Source organism: Enterobacter sp. JBIWA003 (assembly GCF_019968825.1).
GTDB classification, from domain to species: domain Bacteria; phylum Pseudomonadota; class Gammaproteobacteria; order Enterobacterales; family Enterobacteriaceae; genus Enterobacter; species Enterobacter quasiroggenkampii.
In genome coordinates, this window is record NZ_CP074170.1 from 3,983,531 (window position 1) to 4,003,888 (window position 20,358).

Sequence of the window (20,358 nt, forward strand, 5' to 3'; positions counted from 1 at the left end):
GTTTACTCCCAGAAATCCCTGGCGGGATCGAGCACCGGGCGAATGATGCCCGCACGCACCGTAAAGTCGCCGAAGCCTTCACCCGCTTCGCGCTCTTTCGCCCAGCGCCCGACAAGCTCGTCGATGGAATCAAGAATTTCCGGCTCGGTGATGTTCTCGCGGAACATACGCGGGATGCGCGTACCGATACGGTTACCGCCCAGGTGCAGGTTGTAACGACCCGGCGCTTTCCCCACCAGTCCGAGCTCGGCCAGCATCGCACGACCGCAGCCGTTCGGACACCCGGTGACGCGCATAACAATATGCTCGTCCGGAATGCCGTGTTTTTCCAGAATCGCTTCCACTTTGTCGGTAAACGACGGCAGGAAACGTTCCGCTTCCGCCATCGCCAGCGGGCAGGTCGGGAACGACACGCAGGCCATTGAGTTTTCGCGCTGCGGCTTCACCGCATCCATCAACCCATGTTCGCGCGCCAGCTTCTCGATCTTCGCCTTCTGGCTTTCCGGCACGCCGGCAATGATCAGGTTCTGGTTAGCGGTAATGCGGAACTCGCCCTTATGGATCTTCGCAATTTCCAGCAGACCGGTTTTCAGCGGACGCCCCGGATAATCCAGAATACGGCCGTTTTCGATAAACAGCGTCAGGTGCCATTTATTGTCGATACCCTTCACCCAGCCAATGCGATCGCCGCGACCGGTGAATTCATAAGGGCGGATCGGCTCAAACTTGATGCCCGCGCGACGCTCCACTTCCGCTTTGAACGTCTCCACGCCCACGCGCTCCAGGGTGTATTTGGTTTTCGCGTTTTTACGGTCGGTACGGTTACCCCAGTCGCGCTGGGTCGTCACCACCGCTTCCGCCACGGCCAGCGTATGCTCCAGCGGCAGGAAGCCGAACTCGCTGGCGGTACGGGCGTAGGTTTTCTTGTTACCGTGTTCGATGGACAGGCCGCCGCCCACCAGCAGGTTAAAGCCAATCAGCTTGCCGTTTTCGGCAATCGCCACGAAGTTCATGTCGTTGGCGTGCAGGTCGATATCGTTCTGCGGCGGGATCACCACTGTAGTTTTAAACTTACGCGGCAGGTAGGTCTGGCCAAGGATCGGCTCTTCGTCCGTGGTCGCGACTTTTTCCTGATCGAGCCAGATCTCTGCATAGGCGCGCGTGCGCGGCAGCAGGTGCTCGGAGATCTTCTTCGCCCACTCGTACGCTTCGGCGTGCAGCTCGGACTCATACGGGTTCGAGGTGCAGAGCACGTTACGGTTCATGTCGTTGGCGGTCGCCAGCGCGTCCAGCCCAACGGAGTGCAGCATCTGGTGCACCGGCTTGACGTTCTTCTTCAGAATGCCGTGGAACTGGAAGGTCTGACGGTTAGTCAGACGGATGCTGCCGTAGATCGTGTTTTCACCGGCAAACTTGTCGATCGCCTGCCACTGTTTGGTGGTAATCACCCCGCCCGGCAAACGGCAGCGCAGCAGCATCGCGTGACGCGGCTCCAGCTTCTGCTCTGCACGCTCGGCGCGGATGTCGCGGTCGTCCTGCTGGTACATGCCGTGGAAACGGATCAGCAGGAAGTTGTCGCCTTTGAAACCGCCGGTGAGACCGTCATTCAGATCTTCAGCAATGGTGCCACGCAGATAGTTGCTTTCCAGCTTCATGCGCTCGGCGTCTGTCAGTTTACCTTCGACCACCAGTGGCCCTGGATGTTTTTCGCTCATTAGTAGACATCTCGCTGATAACGGCGCTCAACGCGCAGCTCACTTAAAAATTCGTCCGCCGCTTCGGCATCCATACCGCCGAATTCGGCAATCACTTCCAGCAAAGTCTGCTCAACGTCTTTCGCCATGCGATTGGCGTCGCCGCAGACATAAATGTGGGCACCGTCATTGATCCAGCGCCACAGCTCTGCGCCCTGTTCGCGCAGTTTGTCTTGTACGTATACTTTTTCTTTCTGGTCGCGGGACCAGGCCAGATCGATGCGGGTCAGTACGCCTTCTTTTACATAGCGCTGCCACTCAACCTGGTAGAGGAAATCTTCGGTAAAGTGCGGATTGCCAAAGAACAGCCAGTTTTTACCCGGCGCGCCGTCTGCCGCACGCTGCTGCATAAAGGCGCGGAACGGCGCAATGCCGGTGCCCGGGCCAATCATAATGACCGGCGTTTCCGGGTTGACCGGCAGGCGGAAGTTATCGTTGTGCTCGATAAAGACGCGCACTTCGCCCTCTTCTTCCACACGATCCGCCAGGAAGCCTGATGCCCCACCCGTGCGGGCGCGGCCTTCGATATCGTAACGCACCACGCCGACGGTAATATGCACTTCACTCTCCACTTCAGCCTGGGAAGAGGCGATGGAGTACAGGCGCGGAGTGAGCGGACGCAGCAGACCGATCAGCGCATCGGCATCCAGCTGAGCCGGAGAGAAGCGCACCATATCGACAATCGGCGTCGTCGCGGCGTAATGCTGCAGCTTCGCCTTGTCGCCCACCAGCGGCAGCAGGGATTCGCTGCGCGTCAAGGTGGCATAATTTTCGACGATATTCGGGGTGTTCACCGTCAGCTCAAAATGCCACTGCAACGCATCAGAAAGCGGCTGCGTTTTACCGTCAACGGTGACAGGCTCGTCGCCTTTCAGCCACAGCAGCTCAACCAGCTCTTTCACCAGCGCCGGATCGTTCTGATACCAGACGCCCAGCGCATCACCAGGCTGATAGCGCAGGCCCGAGTCGCCCAGATCGATTTCGATATGGCGCACATCTTTTTCTGAATCGCGGCCGGTAATTTTCTGGTTCACCGACAGGCTCGCCGTCAGCGGCGCCTCTTTGGTGTACGGGCTGGTGTGGATGTCGTTAACAGCACCCGTCGCGGTGAACGCGGCCTGCGCCGACGTCTCTTTCGGCACGCGCGCTTTTAGCACCTCAACGATGCGGGCGCGCCATTCGGCGGCGGCGGCCTGGTATTCAACATCCGCGTCAACGCGGTCCAGCAGGCGCTCCGCGCCCAGCTCCGCCAGCTTGCTGTCGAAGTCTTTGCCGGACTGGCAGAAGAATTCATAGGAAGTATCGCCCAGGCCAAAGACGGCAAACGCCGTGCCATCCAGCTTCGGCGCTTTTTTCGAGAACAGGAACTTATGCAGCGCCACCGCTTCTTCAGCGGGTTCACCTTCACCCTGCGTAGAGGCAACCACCACCAGCAGTTTTTCCGACGCGATTTGCTTAAATTTGTAATCTCCGGCGTTGACCAGGTTCACATTCAGTTTCGCGGCCAGCAGGTCGTCGCGCAGCGCTTCGGCCACGCGGCGGGCATTGCCCGTCTGCGAGGCGGAAATCAGGGTAATGGCCGGAATTTCAACGGCTGTGGCCGGTGCACCCGCCACAGCGCCAGGCTGCTGATTGAGCATTCCCCAGAAATAACCGGAGACCCAGGCAAGCTGAGTGGGAGAAAAATCAGAGGTGGCAGCCTGAAGGCGCGCCAGTTGCTCCGGGTTCAGGGGAAGCAAATTTGAAGGTGGGGCCTGTGTTGTCATGCGTCGTTATGTTCCAGTAGCCAAGCGGACTTTAAGCGAATAAATCCAAACTGAAGATAAGGTTAACGGCGAGGATAATAACAATTAAAGAAGGGATGGAAATAATAAATAACCAAATGGACTAACCTGTTTTGGTTGTCATGCTTAGCGATAAAACCGATTAAATAACCTTATGAAATAAAAGAACAAATAGCAATAAACACCCTGAATACGAGGCGGTTGCCGCTCAGAGCCGTTTTAGTTAATGCTAAAAATTGTGCTTTCCGGTACTATGCGGCGGTTTTTTCCGCATTACTGAGAGCGATCATGTCCACCACACTGTTTAAAGATTTCACCTTCGAAGCCGCCCACCACCTTCCGCATGTCCCTGAAGGGCATAAATGTGGCCGTCTGCACGGGCATTCGTTCATGGTGCGTCTTGAGATCACCGGTGAAGTTGATCCGCATACCGGTTGGATCATGGATTTTGCCGAGCTGAAGGCGGCGTTTAAGCCGACCTACGATCGTCTGGATCACTACTACCTGAATGAGATCCCGGGCCTTGAAAACCCGACCAGCGAAGTGCTGGCAAAATGGATTTGGGATCAGATGAAACCGCGGGTACCGCTGCTGAGCGCGGTGATGATCAAAGAGACCTGCACCGCGGGCTGCATCTATCGCGGGGAGTGATGCTTGCCGGGTGGCGCTGACGCTTACCCGGCCTACAAGCGCCTCGAACCGTAGGCCCGGTAAGCGTTCGCGCCACCGGGCTTTTTTTCAGGCAATATTCAGATATTTGTGCGTCTGCATCGACAGGCGCCAGTTGCGCGCAATACAGGTTTCAATGCACAGGCGCGTTGCATCGTCTTTCTGGCTGATAGGCTGCAGGGCAATCACCCGCTGCTTTTCATCCGTCAGGGTGGCCAGCAGTTCATCCAGCGCTTCGATATCTCGCACGCGCCCTACCGGGTGCTTAATCTCATCCGCGCGCTCCAGCGCCTGAGACAGCACGTCGTACCCGCCGCGCATATTCACTTTTGGCGATACCGTCACCCAGGTGGTGTGCGAGCAGCGCACTTCATGGGTGCCGCTGGTTTCGATCTGGCAGCTGTAGCCGTTCTTTTCGAGCAGCTCGGTCAGCGGGGTCAGATCGTGGATGCAGGGTTCACCGCCGGTGATCACGACGTGACGGGCCGTCCAGCCCTGACGGCCAATAATGGCCAGCAGATCTTCGGCACTGCCCGCGCCCCACTTATCGCTCTCTTTGGTTTTCGCCAGAATGCTAAACAGCGACACTTCCCGATCTGCGAGCTTATCCCACGTATGTTTGGTGTCACACCAGGCACAGCCAACCGGGCATCCCTGTAAACGAATGAAAATAGCGGGAACGCCGGTAAAGTAACCCTCGCCTTGCAGGGTCTGGAACATCTCGTTAATCGGGTACTGCATAGTCATCTCAGTAAAGGGGATAAACGATAAGTATCGCAGATCCCCGCCGGATGGTCATGCTCCATCGGTGCTTTACGCGCCAATCGCCGCCATGAACCGTTCCGTGATTTGCTGTGGACGGGTGATCGCGCCGCCGACCACCACCGTATGCGCGCCCAGCGCCAGGCATCTGGCCGCACGTTCAGGCGTATCCACGTTGCCTTCGGCAACCACGGGCACCGTCACGGCCGCCAGCACCGCTTTCAGGAACGCGCAGTCGTTGTCAGGCAATGTATGGCCCGCGGTTTCCGCCGTGTAGCCGTATAGCGTGGTGCCGACGCAGTCGAAGCCCAGTGCCTGCGCCGTCACGGCTTCGTCCACGGAGGAGATATCCGCCATCAGCAGCACCGCGGGATAGCGTGAGCGGATGCGCGAGACCAGTGTTTCCAGAGATTCGCCGCCGGGACGTTCCCGCGCCGTCGCATCAAGCGCAATGATGTCCGGCGAGACGCTCATGAGCTCATCCACCTCTTTCATTGTCGCGGTGATAAACACCTCACTTTCGGGATAATCCCGTTTGATGATGCCGATGACCGGCAAAGACACCTGCTGCTTAATGGCCTCAATATCCGCCACGCTGTTGGCGCGAATAGCCGCGGCCCCGCCCTGTGCCGCCGCCAGCGCCATTCTCGACATAATAAACGGGCTGTGCAGCGGTTCATTTTCCAGCGCCTGACAGGAGACGACCAGTTTTCCCTTCAGGGTATCCAGTACAGTTTTCATTACGATAAGATCTCTTCCACTTCGTTTTTGATAATCGTGACGTGCGGGCCATAGATGACCTGAACGCCGTTGCCGCGCACGATAACGCCGCGCGCCCCGGTGGCTTTCAGCGCCGCGTCATTCACTTTGCTGCCGTCTTTAACCGTCACGCGAAGACGCGTGGCGCAGCAGTCCACCTCGTCGAGATTGTCTTTTCCGCCTAATCCGGCGATCACCGCAGCAGCGCGTTCGTTTTGCGGCAGACTGACTTCGTCAGCCATCGCCTCCTTTTCCCGACCTGGCGTCGCGAAATCAAAGCGGTTAATCAGATAGCGGAAGGTAAAGTAGTACAGGAAGAACCACGGTACGCCGACCAGCGGAACGAACATCCAGTTGGTTTTGGCCTCTCCCTGCAAAATGCCGAACAGCACGAAGTCGATGAAACCGCCGGAGAAGGTTTGCCCGATGGTGATATGCAGCATGTGCGCGAGCATGAATGCCAGCCCGTCAAACAGCGCATGGATGACGTAGAGCACCGGCGCAATAAACAGGAACGAGAATTCGATAGGCTCGGTAATCCCCGTCAGGAACGAGGTTAACGCCGCAGAAAGCAGCAGTCCGGCAACGCGTTTTTTGTTCTCGGGTTTTGCCGTGTGGTACATCGCCAGGCACGCCCCGAGCAGGCCAAACATCATCGTAATAAAGCGCCCGGACATGAAGCGTGACGTTCCCTCATAGAAATGTTGCGTGTTCTGGTCAGCCAGCTGAGCGAAGAAGATCCGCTGCGTGCCTTCCACGAGGTGTCCGTTGACGATTTCACTCCCGCCAAGCGCGGTGGTCCAGAAAGGCAGATAGAAGATGTGGTGCAGACCGAACGGGCCCAGCATGCGAAGAATAAAGCCGTACAGCAGGGTGCCCAGATAGCCGGTCGCATCCACCAGCCCGCCCAGACCAAAAATCAGCTTCTGGAAATGCGGCCAGACCACGGTCATGAGCGCACCGACGAGTATCGCCGCCAGCGAGCTGATAATAGGAACAAAGCGCGAGCCGCCAAAAAAGCCCAGGAACTGCGGAAGCGCAATTTTATTAAACCGATGATGTAGCGCGCAGGTCACCAGTCCAATCACCACGCCGCCAAACACGCCGGTTTCCAGCGTCTGAATACCCAGCGTCATGCCCTGCCCCACGGCCCCCGGGTTCTCATGCGCCAGTTTGCCGGTGAGGATCAGCAGCGCGTTGATGGTGGCATTCATCACCAGAAACGCGAGTAACGCCGCCAGACCCGCCGTGCCCTTATCGCTTTTTGCCAGCCCGACGGCCACCCCAACGGCAAACAGCACCGAGAGGTTCGCAAACACGATGGAGCCTGCGCTGCTCATGATGGTGAAAATGGCCTGCAGCCAGCTCACGTCTAAAAACGGATAGGCTGCCAGCGTGTTGGGATTCGATAGCGCGCCGCCTATCCCCAGCAGCAGACCCGCCGCAGGCAACACGGCAATCGGCAACATAAAGGATTTGCCAAAGCGCTGCGCTTTTTCAAACCATCCTCCTGAAGAAGCCCCACTGAATATTTGCATCATTTTTTCATCCCCTCATTAAACGATGAAAATTTTTACCATATAAATATTTAATAGTGAAAATTATCATCAAGAACCAGGACGACGATCATACTTTTTCAAAATGACTGGCATCTTTCCCCCGCTTTCCGCCACACTAGTCGCAGAGAAACGCATTAAGGATCGAGCATGTCAGACCATGAAAACCTGCTGCTGAAGCTACGCCAGGAGGCTTCCGGGTACAGCCCAACACAACAAAAACTCGGTGAGTTTGTCCTCAGCGATCCAGCCCGGGTGCTCTACCTGACGATCACCGAGCTGGCGCGCGAGAGCCACACCAGCGAGGCCAGCGTCACGCGTCTTTGCCGGACGCTGGGCTGCAAGGGCTATAACGAATTTAAAATGGCGCTTGCGCTGGATATTCAGCAGGGCCAGCCCGCGCGTCAGGCGGGGGATGAGATTGATAACGTGGTGGATGAGTCGGTGCAGGCATTGCAGGATACCGCCAGGCTTCTTGACCGCACGCTGCTTGAAAAGGCCGCGCTGGCGCTGCATCAGGCGCAGTCGGTGCAGATTTATGGCGTTGCGGCCAGCGCGATCCTCGGGGAGTATCTCCACTACAAGCTGTTGCGTCTGGGGAAACCCGCACAGCTGTTTAGCGATATGCACCGCGCGGCCATGAATGCGACAACGCTTTCAAAAGAGACCCTGGTGGTGGCTATCTCCAGCTCGGGTTCAACGCGGGATTTACTCCACGTGGTGAAGCTTGCCCGCAAACGTGGCGTTAAGGTACTGGCTCTCAGCAATACGCCCCGCAGCCCGCTGGCGTCCCTGAGCGACATGCAGCTGGTGGCCGCCAAGCCAGAGGGGCCGCTTAGCGCGGGCGCGCTCAATGCTAAGGTTGGGGTCATGCTGCTGGTCGAGCTGCTGACTACGTCCCTGATTGCGCTGGATGGTCATTACGGCGACGTTAGCCAGCAAACAGCCAGCGCCACGCTTCCCCTTTTACTCTGAAAATCATTCGCAGGCTAAATAAAACAGCCTGCGTCTTGTGTCGTCTGATTTACGTTAAGGGGCGTTTAAATCATTTATCCGGTAAATGTTTGGTGTAACAAAGTATTATATTTATTACATTTTGAATTAAGCTAACCACCTGGTGGCCAAGCCATAAAAAACATTAAAATCAACACCTTAAAATATTAATTTTAATAAATTGAATTTTTACCCAACCTGTAATGTCCAATATCTCCACCTGATTTTCTTTCCTTAAAATAAGCTTAAGACGCCATTGATTTCGGCGTTTTATTATTTAAATGCCGTTTACTTTTGCCCGCCTACAATCCGCCTCATCAATCATAATGAGACGGTATTAATGAAGATGTTATTGATTACAGGCGTGACCGGATTTCTGGGCGGTGCAGTACTGGAAAAAATACTCACCAGCGATCAACCCGTAAAACTGCTTTTGCTCGCGCGTGCCAGCGATCCGCAGAGCGGGCTGGAGCGCGTGCTGGAGAACATGCGCAAGTTCAACGTTCCTGAGGACAAACTGGACTCTCTGAATGTGGATAATATCCTGATTGGCGACCTCAGCCAGCCTGAAGCCTTCCTGAACGATACCCGTCTGGATCGGGTCACTCATGTCGTGAACTGTGCGGCTGTCGCCTCATTTGGTAACAACCCGCTCATCTGGAAGGTCAACGTTGAAGGAACGCTGGCGCTGGCGCGCCGTATGGAGCAAGTCTCAGGACTGCAGCGTTTCCTCCACGTGGGTACGGCAATGTCATGCACGCCGGAGCAGGATTCCCTGGTCGCCGAAAGCGCCGAATTCAGAGAGAATGCTGAACACCTGGTGGAATACACTTATTCGAAGTCAACCATCGAACAGCTGATGCGCCAGAAGTGTCCGAACCTGCCGCTGCTCATCGCGCGTCCGTCCATCGTTGTCGGCCATACCCGCCACGGCTGCACGCCGTCGAGTAGCATTTTCTGGGTCTTTAGCATGGGCCTGATGCTGCAGAAGTTTATGTGCTCCATGGAAGACAGGATCGACGTTGTTCCGGTGGATTATTGCGCCGACGCGCTGTTAATGCTGCTGAACAGCAACGCGCGTCCGGGGGAAGTGGTACACATTTCTGCCGGTGAAGAGAACAGCGTTCGCTTTGCGGATATCGATCAGGCGATGGCGCAGGCGCTGGAGAAAGCCCCCGTCGGGGATAAATATGCTCAGGTCAGCTACGAAACGCTGGTCAGAATGCGCCGCGAGTTGAAACATATTTTTGGGCCGTGCAACGAGCGTCTGATGCTGAAAGCCATGCGGTTATACGGTGCGTTTGCCACGCTAAACGTGCGCTTCAGCAACGATAAGCTGCTGAGCATGGGGATGCCGAAGCCACCCCGGTTTACGGATTACATCGCCCGCTGCGTGCAAACCACCCAGGGGCTGACGATTCCGGAGCAAATGGCGGTCGATTTTAAATAGCCAAAAAAAATGCCAGTCATTCGACTGGCATTTTCATTTTAAGGCTTAGGCGATTATGCCTGGCCTTTGATCTCTTTACGACCGTTGTATGGTGCTTTTTCGCCCAGCGCTTCTTCGATACGAATCAGCTGGTTGTATTTAGCAACACGGTCAGAACGGCTCATAGAACCGGTTTTGATCTGGCCTGCAGCGGTACCCACAGCCAGGTCAGCAATGGTAGCGTCTTCAGTTTCGCCAGAACGGTGAGAGATAACCGCGGTGTAGCCAGCGTCTTTCGCCATTTTGATCGCAGCCAGCGTTTCGGTCAGGGAACCGATCTGGTTGAATTTGATCAGGATGGAGTTAACGATGCCTTTCTCGATACCTTCTTTCAGGATCTTGGTGTTGGTTACGAACAGGTCGTCACCCACCAGCTGGATTTTGTCGCCCAGTACTTTAGTCTGGTATGCGAAGCCAGCCCAGTCAGACTCGTCCAGACCGTCTTCGATAGACACGATTGGGTACTGTTTGGTCAGGTCTTCCAGGAAGTGAGTGAACTCTTCGGAGGTGAACGCTTTGTTGCCTTCGCCAGCCAGAACGTATTTACCGTCTTTGTAGAATTCAGATGCTGCACAGTCCATCGCCAGGGTGATGTCTTTGCCCAGCTCGTAGCCTGCAGCTTTTACTGCTTCTGCGATAACAGCCAGTGCTTCTGCGTTAGAACCCAGGTTTGGCGCATAGCCACCTTCGTCACCAACAGCCGTGTTCATGCCTTTAGCTTTCAGAACTTTAGCCAGGTTGTGGAACACTTCAGAACCCATACGTACCGCTTCTTTCAGGGATTTCGCGCCAACTGGCTGAATCATGAATTCCTGAATATCAACGTTGTTGTCTGCGTGCTCACCACCGTTGATGATGTTCATCATTGGTACAGGCATGGAGTATTTGCCTGGGGTGCCGTTCAGTTCAGCGATGTGCTCGAACAGTGGCATACCTTTCGCAGCCGCAGCCGCTTTGGCGTTTGCCAGAGAAACAGCCAGGATTGCGTTCGCACCGAAGTTAGATTTGTTTTCAGTACCGTCCAGATCGATCATGATCTTGTCGATGCCAGCCTGGTCTTTGGCGTCTTTGCCAATGATTGCCTGAGCAATAGGACCGTTTACAGCGCCAACCGCTTTCAGTACGCCTTTACCCAGGAAGCGAGATTTGTCGCCATCGCGCAGTTCCAGCGCTTCGCGGGAACCGGTAGAAGCACCTGATGGAGCAGCAGCCATACCAACGAAACCACCTTCCAGGTGAACTTCGGCTTCAACGGTCGGGTTACCACGGGAGTCGATGATTTCACGACCGATGACTTTAACGATTTTGGACATTAGATTTTCCTCAGTACAAGTTAAACTAAAACTCCAGACAAACAACGCGTACCAAAGGTACGCGTTGCCGTTCTAACTTTTTTTACTTCGCCTGACGCTTCTGGTAGTCGCTGGCGGCCTTCACAAAGCCTGCAAACAGCGGATGCCCGTCACGTGGCGTTGAAGTAAATTCCGGGTGGAACTGGCAGGCGACAAACCACGGATGGTTTGGCACTTCAATGATCTCGACTAACTGATCATCCCCGGAGCGTCCCGCAACACGCAGGCCCGCGGCTTCAATAGGTTTCAACAACATGTTGTTGACTTCATAGCGGTGACGATGGCGCTCGGTGATGACCGGCTCGCCATACAGCTTGCGAACCACGCTATCGTCAGTCAGCTGGCAGGCCTGTGCGCCAAGACGCATGGTGCCACCCAGATCGCTCTTCTCGGTACGGACTTCGACGTTACCTTCTTCGTCACGCCATTCGGTGATAAGCGCCACAACAGGGTACTTACAGTCTGGCACAAATTCCGTAGAGTTCGCGTTTTCCATTCCCGCTACGTTGCGCGCAAATTCGATCAGCGCAACCTGCATACCCAGACAGATGCCGAGGTATGGAATATTGTTTTCACGCGCATAGCGCGCGGTGGCGATCTTGCCTTCTACACCACGGTAGCCGAAGCCGCCAGGGATAAGAATAGCATCCAGATCTTTCAGGATTTCAACGCCACGCGTTTCAACATCCTGCGAATCAATCAGCTTGATGTTCACGGAGACACGGTTCTTCAGACCACCGTGTTTCAGCGCTTCGATCACGGACTTGTAGGCATCCGGCAGCTCAATGTACTTGCCGACCATACCGATAGTCACTTCGCCTGCCGGATTGGCTTCTTCGTAAATAACCTGTTCCCATTCAGACAGGTTGGCTTCCGGACAGTTCAAGCTGAATCGTTTACAAATATAATCGTCCAGGCCCTGAGATTTCAACAGGCCCGGGATTTTATAAATGGAATCGACATCTTTCATTGAAATAACGGCTTTTTCAGGCACGTTACAGAACAATGCAATTTTCGCACGTTCGTTCGCCGGCACCGCACGATCGGAACGGCAAACCAGGATGTCTGGCTGAATACCAATGGAGAGCAGCTCTTTAACTGAGTGCTGAGTCGGTTTGGTTTTCACTTCACCTGCAGCGGCCATGTACGGCACCAGCGTCAGGTGCATGAACAGCGCGTGTTCACGGCCAATGTCTACCGCCAGCTGACGAATCGCTTCCAGGAATGGCAGGGATTCGATATCACCCACGGTACCGCCGATTTCAACCAGCACCACGTCGTGGCCTTCGCCACCCGCAACAATGCGTTCTTTGATGGCGTTAGTGATGTGCGGGATAACCTGAACGGTGGCACCCAGATAATCACCACGGCGCTCTTTACGCAGAACGTCGGAGTAAATGCGGCCGGTCGTGAAGTTGTTACGACGGGTCATTTTGGTGCGGATGAAACGCTCGTAGTGGCCAAGATCCAGATCGGTTTCAGCGCCGTCTTCAGTAACGAACACTTCCCCGTGTTGGATTGGGCTCATGGTGCCCGGATCGACGTTGATGTACGGATCCAGTTTCATCATGGTCACATTGAGGCCACGGGCTTCAAGAATGGCTGCGAGGGAGGCTGCGGCAATGCCTTTACCCAGAGAGGATACGACCCCGCCGGTCACAAAAATATAGTTCGTTGTCATGCTGAACCTGAGAAGTTAGGGTGAAACGATGGAATAACCAGGACGGGAAAGTAGTATACCCGAACACGGCGAGCGCCACAAACTTTCATTCTCCGTCTCCATTCCAGGCCATGACAAACATAAGGAGTGAGAAAATAGCCCCTTTTGGGTAAATGTTTTTGACGCAAATCAAGCGCTTGTCATTTAAAAAATCACACAAATTGCGCTTGATCGCAAAATTTCGTTAGAGATCAGTTTCCTGGCGCTTTACTTCCTGCCAGACTTCTTCCATCGCGTCGAGGTCAATACCGCTCATTTCCAGGCCTCGCGAGGCGACAATCCGCTCTACTTCGCGAAAGCGGCGTTCGAATTTCAGGTTGGCTTTTTGCAGTGCCGTTTCCGCTTTTACACCCAGGTGGCGAGAAAGGTTGACGGTCGCAAACAGCAGATCGCCCATCTCTTCCTCAAGCTTTGCTTCATCCACCACCGCCTGCTGCGCTTCGTGCATGACCTCATCTATCTCTTCGTGCACTTTATCCAACACCGGGCCGAGGGAGGTCCAGTCAAACCCCACCGCGGAGCAGCGTTTCTGGATTTTGTGCGCGCGCATCAGCGCGGGCAGGCTCAGCGGGATATCATCCAGCGCGGAGTGCTGGGATTTTTCTGCCCGCTCTGCGCTTTTGATCTGCTCCCAGCGGGCCAGCACTTCGGTGCTGTTTCCTGCGGTGGCGTCACCAAAAATATGGGGATGACGGCGCTCAAGCTTGTCGCTGATGGCAGCGCAAATATCGTCAAAGTTAAAGCGCCCTTCTTCCTGCGCCATCTGCGCGTAGAACACCACCTGGAACAGCAGATCGCCCAGCTCGCCGCGCAGGTCGTCAAAATCTTCACGGGAAATGGCGTCCAGCACCTCGTAGGTCTCTTCAAGGGTGTACGGGGCGATGGTGGCGAAAGTCTGCTCTTTGTCCCACGGGCAGCCGTTTTCCGGGTCGCGCAGGCGCTTCATGATGCCGAGCAGGCGGTCGATTTGAGTCATAGTTCTGTCCTGATGAAAAAATGCCGGGTGGCGGCGTTGCCTTACCCGGCCTACGGAAGAGGATGTTTAGCCGCCGTGCAGACGACGCGCGTCAATCACATCCGGCACCTGGTTCAGCTTGCCGAGCACGCGGCCCAGCACCTGCAGGTTGTAGATTTCGATGGTCATATCGATGGTGGCAAGCTGCTCGCGGGTATCGCTGCGGCTGGCGACGCCCAGCACGTTGACCTTCTCGTTGGCGAGAATAGTCGTAATGTCGCGCAGCAGGCCGCTGCGGTCGTTGGCGGTAACACGCACTACCAGCGAGTAGCCAGCGGAATAGCTTTCCCCCCAGACCGCTTCCACGATGCGCTCCGGCGCATGGGACTGCAGCTCGGCAAGCTGGTCGCAGTCGGAACGGTGAATCGAAATTCCGCGCCCCTGGGTGATAAAGCCGACGATATCATCCCCTGGGATTGGCTGGCAGCAGCGGGCGATGTGGTGCATCAGGTTACCGACACCTTCGACCACCACGCGGCCGTTGTCCTTGCTGCGCTGCTGCGGCGCGTAGGTTTTCTGCTGCAGTTGCTTCAGCGCCGCCGCGTCCTGCTCTTCCGCGCTTGGCTTATTGAACTGCGCCTGCAGGAAATTCACCATCTGATTCAGACGAATATCACCGCCGCCAATGGCCGCTAACAGCTCATCAAGCTCGTTGAAGTTGTAGCGCGGCAGCAGGAATTTCTCCGCCTCTTTCAGGCTGATTCCGATATGCTCCAGCTCGTCGTCGAGGATCTGACGACCGGCAAGGATATTCTTGTCACGATCCTGTTTACGGAACCAGGCGTGAATTTTCGAGCGTCCGCGGCTGGTGGTGACATACCCCAGGTTCGGGTTAAGCCAGTCCCGGCTCGGGTTCGGCTGCTTCTGGGTAATGATTTCAATCTGGTCACCCATCTGCAGCTGATAGGTGAACGGTACGATACGCCCGCCAATTTTCGCCCCGATGCAGCGGTGCCCCACATCGCTATGGATGTGGTAGGCAAAATCGAGCGGCGTAGAGCCGGCCGGCAGGTCAACAACGTCCCCTTTCGGCGTAAAGACATACACCCGATCGTCAAAGACCTGGCTGCGCACTTCGTCGAGCATCTCGCCGGAATCGGCCATCTCTTCCTGCCACGCAATCAGCTTACGCAGCCAGGCAATGCGGTCTTCGTGGCCTGAACGCGCCCCGCCGGACGTGCCTTCTTTGTATTTCCAGTGCGCGGCAACGCCCAGTTCGGCATCTTCATGCATCTGTTTGGTGCGGATCTGAATCTCGACCGTTTTACCGCCCGGGCCAAGCACCACGGTATGAATAGACTGATAGCCGTTCGGTTTGGGGTTGGCGACATAGTCATCGAACTCATCCGGCAGATGACGGAAGTGAGTGTGTACTATCCCCAGCGCGGCGTAGCAGTCCTGCAGACGCTCCGCCACGATACGCACGGCGCGCACGTCAAACAGCTCGTCAAAGGCGAGGTGTTTCTTCTGCATTTTGCGCCAGATGCTGTAGATGTGTTTTGGTCGACCGTAGACTTCGGCGCGCACGTTCTCTTCTTTCATCGCCTGACGCAGGCCGCCGACAAACTCCTCGATATAGTGCTCGCGATCGATACGGCGCTCGTGCAGGAGTTTGGCAATCCGTTTATATTCCGCCGGGTGTAAATAGCGGAAGCAGTAATCTTCCAGTTCCCATTTCAGCTGACCAATCCCTAAGCGGTTCGCCAGCGGCGCATAGATGTTTGTACACTCTTTGGCGGCAAGCACGCGCTCGTCTTCCGGCGCATCCTTCACCTCTCGCAGGTGGGCAATACGCTCGGCCAGCTTGATGACCACGCAGCGGAAATCATCCACCATGGCCAGCAGCATCCGGCGAACGTTATCGACCTGCTCTGAGGAGACGGAATCGGTGTGCGCGGCTTTAAGCTGGCGGATAGCCGCCATATCGCGTACGCCGTGGATCAGCGCGACGACGGATTTCCCGACGCTGTCGCGCAGCACGTCTTCGCTGACAACGTCCGCATCCGCGAGTGGGAACAGTAGCGCGGCCTGCAGCGTTTCGATGTCCATGTTCAGCATGGACAGGATTTCAACCATCTCCACGCCGCGCCACAGGAGAAGATCGGCGTCGGGATGCCCCTGCGTGGTGCGCAGACAATAGGCCCAGGTTTCGGTTAAGCGTTCACACGACTGCTGGCTGGAAATTCCCAGACTTGCGATCCATTTTTGTGGGTCAAACTCCCCAGCTTTATTGAGATGTGCACTTCTTACCGCAACCATTGTCCTCTCCTTTAGGGACCAGGGCCTGTCGAAGTCGACAAGCCAAACAAATTAGATGTGCTCGAACAACACCATCGATTCCAGATGCCCAGTGTGCGGGAACATGTCCAGCATTGCCAGACGCTGAATCTGGTAACCCGCGCTGAGTAATGCCTCGCTGTCCCGGGCAAGCGTTGCCGGGTTACAGGAAACATAGACCACACGCTTCGGCGCGAGTTTAATAATATGTGCCATCACGCCCGGGGCACCGGCACGTGCCGGGTCGAGCAAAATTTTATCGAAGCCCTGCTTTGCCCACGGCTGTTGGGTGACATCTTCCTCAAGATTTTGATGAAAGAATGTCACATTTTGCAAGCCGTTCTGCCGCGCGTTCTCCTGCCCTTTCGCCACCAGCGCCTCAACGCCTTCCACGCCGACGACGCTGGCCGCTTCTCGCGCCAGCGGCAGTGTGAAGTTGCCCATTCCGCAGAACAGATCGAGCACCCGGTCGCTTTTCTGAACATCCAGCCACGCCAGCGCTTTCGCCACCATCTGCTGGTTAACGCCATCATTGACCTGAATGAAATCCCGCGGACTGAACATTAAGCGTAGCCCGTTTGACGCATACCAGGGCGCCTCACCGGTAACCTGTTCAAGTATCTCGCTTTGTGGTGCAAGGAAAAGCGCCAGGTCGTGGGAATGCGAAAAGCGTTCCAGTTTTTCGCGATCTTTTTTCGACAACGGCGCGGTATGGCGCAGCACCATCAGCGGGCCATTGTTTGCCATGACCAGTTCGACATGCCCAAGATGGCGAACGCCGTCCAGCCCGGAGAGGCAGATGCGCACTTCCGGAAGCAATGCCTCAAGATGGGGCACCAAAATGGGGCACTGCTTCACATCAACGATGTCGCTGGAGCCGGCCTTGCGAAACCCCATCTCCAGCCGCTCCGTTTTTGGCTGATAGCTGAGGCTCAGGCGCGCGCGACGACGATAGCCCCAGGGCGCATCGGCAAGGATTTCGTTAACGTCATGTTTAAGCAGACGCGCCAGCGCGCGGCTTTTGCTTTTTTGCTGTAATTCTGTGCTCGCGTGCTGTTGCTGGCAGCCGCCGCACACGCCAAAATGAGGACAGCGGGGCGCCACACGCTCCGGGCTATCGTTGAGGCGACGCTTAACCTGCCCGCGCGCAAACTGGCGTTTATCTTCCGTCAGCGTAATTTCTGCTCGTTCTGCTGGCAGTAAACCTGTTATAAACAGAGCCTTACCATTGTGGCGTGCCACTCCCTGACCAAACGGATCAAGGTCCGTGGCCTCAACAGTGATGATTTGACGCGTCGTCACGCGTCGCTTTGCAGAGTAGAATTGCGCCATCGCCGAGATTTTTCTCACATAAACATAATTATCTTAATTGTCCCATAACGGAACGCCATGACCAACTACAGCCTGCGCGCGCGCATGATGATTTTGATCCTCGCCCCCACCGTTCTCATCGGTTTGCTGCTGAGTATCTTCTTTGTGGTGCACCGCTATAACGATTTGCAGCGACAGCTGGAGGATGCAGGCGCCAGCATTATCGAACCGCTTGCCGTCTCCAGCGAGTACGGCATGAACCTGCAAAACCGCGAATCCATTGGGCAGTTAATCAGCGTACTCCACCGCCGCCACTCGGACATCGTACGCGCCATTTCCGTTTACGACGAACATAACCGCCTGTTTGTCACCTCGAATTTTCATCTCGATCCGGCGGCCTTAAAGATCCCGGACGGTACGCCGTTCCCGCGTCACCTCACCGTACTGCGGCGCGGCGATATCATGATCCTGCGCACGCCGATCGTGTCGGAGAGTTATTCCCCCGATGAGTCTGCGCAGTCCGACGCCAAATCCAGCAATAATATGCTGGGATATGTGGCGCTGGAGCTGGATCTCAAGTCGGTCCGGCTACAGCAGTACAAAGAGATTTTCATCTCCGGCGTGATGATGCTGTTCTGCATCGGCATTGCGCTGATCTTCGGCTGGCGCCTGATGCGCGACGTGACGGGTCCCATCCGCAACATGGTTAACACGGTTGACCGCATTCGCCGGGGACAGCTCGACAGCCGTGTGGAAGGGTTTATGCTGGGTGAGCTGGATATGCTGAAAAACGGCATCAACTCGATGGCGATGTCGCTGGCGGCCTATCACGAAGAGATGCAGCACAACGTTGACCAGGCGACGTCCGACCTGCGCGAAACGCTGGAGCAGATGGAGATCCAGAACGTTGAGCTGGATCTGGCGAAAAAGCGCGCTCAGGAAGCGGCGCGTATCAAATCGGAATTCCTTGCCAATATGTCGCACGAGCTGCGCACGCCGCTCAATGGCGTGATCGGCTTTACCCGTCTGACCCTGAAAAGCGAGCTGAATCCTACTCAGCGGGATCACCTGCACACCATTGAACGCTCGGCCAACAACCTGCTGGCGATCATCAACGACGTGCTGGACTTCTCCAAGCTGGAAGCGGGCAAGCTGATCCTCGAGAGTATTCCCTTCCCGCTGCGCAGCACGCTCGATGAAGTGGTGACGCTGCTTGCGCACTCGTCGCACGACAAAGGCCTTGAGCTGACGCTTAACATTAAAAACGACGTGCCGGATAACGTCATTGGCGATCCGCTGCGCCTGCAGCAGGTCATTACCAACCTTGTCGGGAACGCCATTAAATTCACCGAAAGCGGTAATATCGACGTCCTGGTAGAGAAACGCTCGATCAGCAGCAATAAGGTCCAGATTGAAGTCCAGATCCGCGATACCGGCATCGGCATTCCGGAGCGCGACCAGTCGCGTCTGTTCCAGGCGTTCCGTCAGGCGGATGCCAGTATCTCCCGCCGTCATGGCGGCACCGGTCTGGGGCTGGTGATCACCCAGCGTCTGGTGAACGAGATGGGCGGCGATATCTCTTTCCACAGCCAGCCAAACCGCGGTTCAACCTTCTGGTTCCACATTAATCTGGACCTCAATCCGAACGTGCTGACCGATGGCCCGGTGACGGACTGCCTGAAAGGCAAGCGTCTGGCCTACGTTGAACCTAACGCTGCGGCGGCGCAGTGTGCGCTCGACATCTTAAGCACCACGCCGCTGGAGGTGGTCTACAGCCCCACCTTCTCCGCTCTGGCCGTTGAGCATTATGACATCCTGCTGATGGGGATCCCGGTCACCTTCACCGGCGAGCTGACCATGCAGCAGGAGCGGCTGGCGAAAGCCGCGTCGATGACCGACTACCTGCTGCTGGCGTTACCTTGCCACGCGCAGCTGAATGCAGAAGAGTTGAAAAATGACGGGGCCGCCGCCTGCTTGCTTAAACCGCTCACTGCGACCCGCCTGCTGCCCGCGCTCACGGAATATTGCCGTCTTAGCCAGCATGCCCTTCCGCTGATTAACGATGAGCAAAAATTGCCGATGAGCGTGATGGCGGTGGATGATAATCCGGCCAACCTGAAGCTCATTGGCGCATTGCTTGAAGACCAGGTTCAGCATGTTGAGCTGTGCACCAGCGGCGCGCAGGCGGTTGAACAGGCTAAGCAGATGCAGTTTGATTTAATCCTGATGGATATTCAGATGCCGGGCATGGACGGCATTCGGGCCTGCGAGCTGATCCACCAGTTGCCGCATCAGCAGCAAACGCCGGTCATTGCTGTCACCGCGCACGCGATGGCGGGCCAGAAGGAGAAGCTGCTGAGCGCCGGGATGAATGACTATCTGGCAAAGCCCATCGATGAAGAGAAACTTCATAGCCTGCTGTTGCGCTACAAGCCGGGTCATATTGGCGGAACGTACACGGTTTCCAGCGAGCAGGCTGAGATAAGCGTTAATCAGAACGCCACCTTTGACTGGCAGCTTGCGCTGCGCCAGGCGGCAGGTAAACCCGATCTCGCCCGCGACATGCTGCAAATGCTGGTCGCGTTTCTGCCGGAAATTCGCAATAAGGTGGAAGAGCAGCTGGTGGGGGAAAACCCGGAAGATCTGCTGGACGCAATCCACAAGCTGCACGGCAGCTGCGGGTACAGCGGCGTACCGCGGCTGAAAAACCTCTGCCAGTTGCTGGAGCAGCAGCTGCGTGCGGGCACGCCGGAATCGGAGCTTGAACCGGAGTTCCTGGAGCTGCTGGATGAAATGGATAACGTGACGCGGGAAGCAATGAAGGTATTGGGGATCTGAGGTAGAAGCCCGGTGGCGCTACGCTTACCGGGCCTACAGGTGCACTAACGTAGGCCGGGTAAGGCGAAGCCGCCACCCG

At 56.2% G+C, this 20,358-nt stretch carries 14 protein-coding genes; 4 read left to right on the plus strand and 10 right to left on the minus strand.

Translation table 11 applies throughout. The features are described 5' to 3' along the window. Window positions 1–2: 2 nt before the first annotated feature. Complete coding sequence (gene cysI, locus KGP25_RS19230; RefSeq protein WP_024909261.1) at window positions 3–1,715, minus strand: assimilatory sulfite reductase (NADPH) hemoprotein subunit; 1,713 nt, start codon at window positions 1,713–1,715, stop codon at window positions 3–5. Further along, window positions 1,715–3,520 carry an NADPH-dependent assimilatory sulfite reductase flavoprotein subunit gene (cysJ, locus tag KGP25_RS19235; protein ID WP_048029214.1) on the minus strand — a complete coding sequence of 602 codons (1,806 nt, stop codon included), beginning with the start codon at window positions 3,518–3,520 and terminating at the stop codon, window positions 1,715–1,717. The genes cysI and cysJ overlap by 1 nt, the downstream gene beginning before the upstream one ends. A gap of 306 nt (window positions 3,521–3,826) precedes the next feature. Here cysJ and queD point away from each other — a divergent pair, with 306 nt between their 5' ends. Then, window positions 3,827–4,189 (plus strand): 6-carboxytetrahydropterin synthase QueD, encoded by a 363-nt coding sequence (gene queD, locus KGP25_RS19240; RefSeq protein ID WP_023294450.1) that lies wholly within the window; start codon window positions 3,827–3,829, stop codon window positions 4,187–4,189. 87 nt (window positions 4,190–4,276) lie between these two features. On the opposite strand, the gene queE is transcribed toward queD, so the two are convergent. From queE to KGP25_RS19255, 3 genes are all read right to left on the minus strand, one after another. Further along, window positions 4,277–4,948: a 7-carboxy-7-deazaguanine synthase QueE gene (gene queE, locus KGP25_RS19245; RefSeq protein WP_021241905.1), complete on the minus strand. Its 672-nt coding sequence runs from the start codon at window positions 4,946–4,948 to the stop codon at window positions 4,277–4,279. Between the two features lie 72 nt (window positions 4,949–5,020). Further along, window positions 5,021–5,710: an N-acetylmannosamine-6-phosphate 2-epimerase gene (locus KGP25_RS19250; RefSeq protein WP_048224643.1), complete on the minus strand. Its 690-nt coding sequence runs from the start codon at window positions 5,708–5,710 to the stop codon at window positions 5,021–5,023. After that, complete coding sequence (locus KGP25_RS19255) at window positions 5,710–7,269, minus strand: PTS transporter subunit EIIC (protein ID WP_223539496.1); 1,560 nt, start codon at window positions 7,267–7,269, stop codon at window positions 5,710–5,712. The genes KGP25_RS19250 and KGP25_RS19255 overlap by 1 nt, the downstream gene beginning before the upstream one ends. 165 nt (window positions 7,270–7,434) lie before the next feature. Between KGP25_RS19255 and KGP25_RS19260 the strand changes: the two genes are divergently transcribed. Next, window positions 7,435–8,259: a MurR/RpiR family transcriptional regulator gene (locus tag KGP25_RS19260; RefSeq protein WP_048224648.1), complete on the plus strand. Its 825-nt coding sequence runs from the start codon at window positions 7,435–7,437 to the stop codon at window positions 8,257–8,259. Between the two features lie 358 nt (window positions 8,260–8,617). Next, a complete protein-coding gene (locus KGP25_RS19265; protein ID WP_223539497.1) occupies window positions 8,618–9,727 on the plus strand; it encodes an SDR family oxidoreductase in 1,110 nt (369 codons plus the stop codon). A gap of 53 nt (window positions 9,728–9,780) precedes the next feature. On the opposite strand, the gene eno is transcribed toward KGP25_RS19265, so the two are convergent. The 5 genes from eno to rlmD all read right to left on the minus strand — a co-directional run bounded on the left by eno (window position 9,781) and on the right by rlmD (window position 17,462). Next, complete coding sequence (gene eno / locus KGP25_RS19270) at window positions 9,781–11,079, minus strand: phosphopyruvate hydratase (protein ID WP_024909267.1); 1,299 nt, start codon at window positions 11,077–11,079, stop codon at window positions 9,781–9,783. An 82-nt stretch (window positions 11,080–11,161) separates the two neighbouring features. Beyond that, on the minus strand, window positions 11,162–12,799 hold the full coding sequence (gene pyrG / locus KGP25_RS19275; protein ID WP_032648095.1) for a glutamine hydrolyzing CTP synthase: 1,638 nt from the start codon (window positions 12,797–12,799) through the stop codon (window positions 11,162–11,164). Window positions 12,800–13,022: 223 nt separating this feature from the next. Beyond that, complete coding sequence (gene mazG, locus KGP25_RS19280) at window positions 13,023–13,814, minus strand: nucleoside triphosphate pyrophosphohydrolase (RefSeq protein WP_196365339.1); 792 nt, start codon at window positions 13,812–13,814, stop codon at window positions 13,023–13,025. A gap of 66 nt (window positions 13,815–13,880) precedes the next feature. Continuing rightward, on the minus strand, window positions 13,881–16,112 hold the full coding sequence (gene relA, locus KGP25_RS19285; RefSeq protein WP_008499628.1) for a GTP diphosphokinase: 2,232 nt from the start codon (window positions 16,110–16,112) through the stop codon (window positions 13,881–13,883). Window positions 16,113–16,163: 51 nt separating this feature from the next. Further along, window positions 16,164–17,462, minus strand: coding sequence for a 23S rRNA (uracil(1939)-C(5))-methyltransferase RlmD (gene rlmD / locus KGP25_RS19290; protein ID WP_223539498.1), 1,299 nt, complete (start codon window positions 17,460–17,462; stop codon window positions 16,164–16,166). A gap of 57 nt (window positions 17,463–17,519) precedes the next feature. Here rlmD and barA point away from each other — a divergent pair, with 57 nt between their 5' ends. Next, entirely contained in the window at window positions 17,520–20,279 is a 2,760-nt protein-coding gene (gene barA / locus KGP25_RS19295; protein ID WP_045908472.1) for a two-component sensor histidine kinase BarA, read from the plus strand. Window positions 20,280–20,358: the final 79 nt, after the last annotated feature.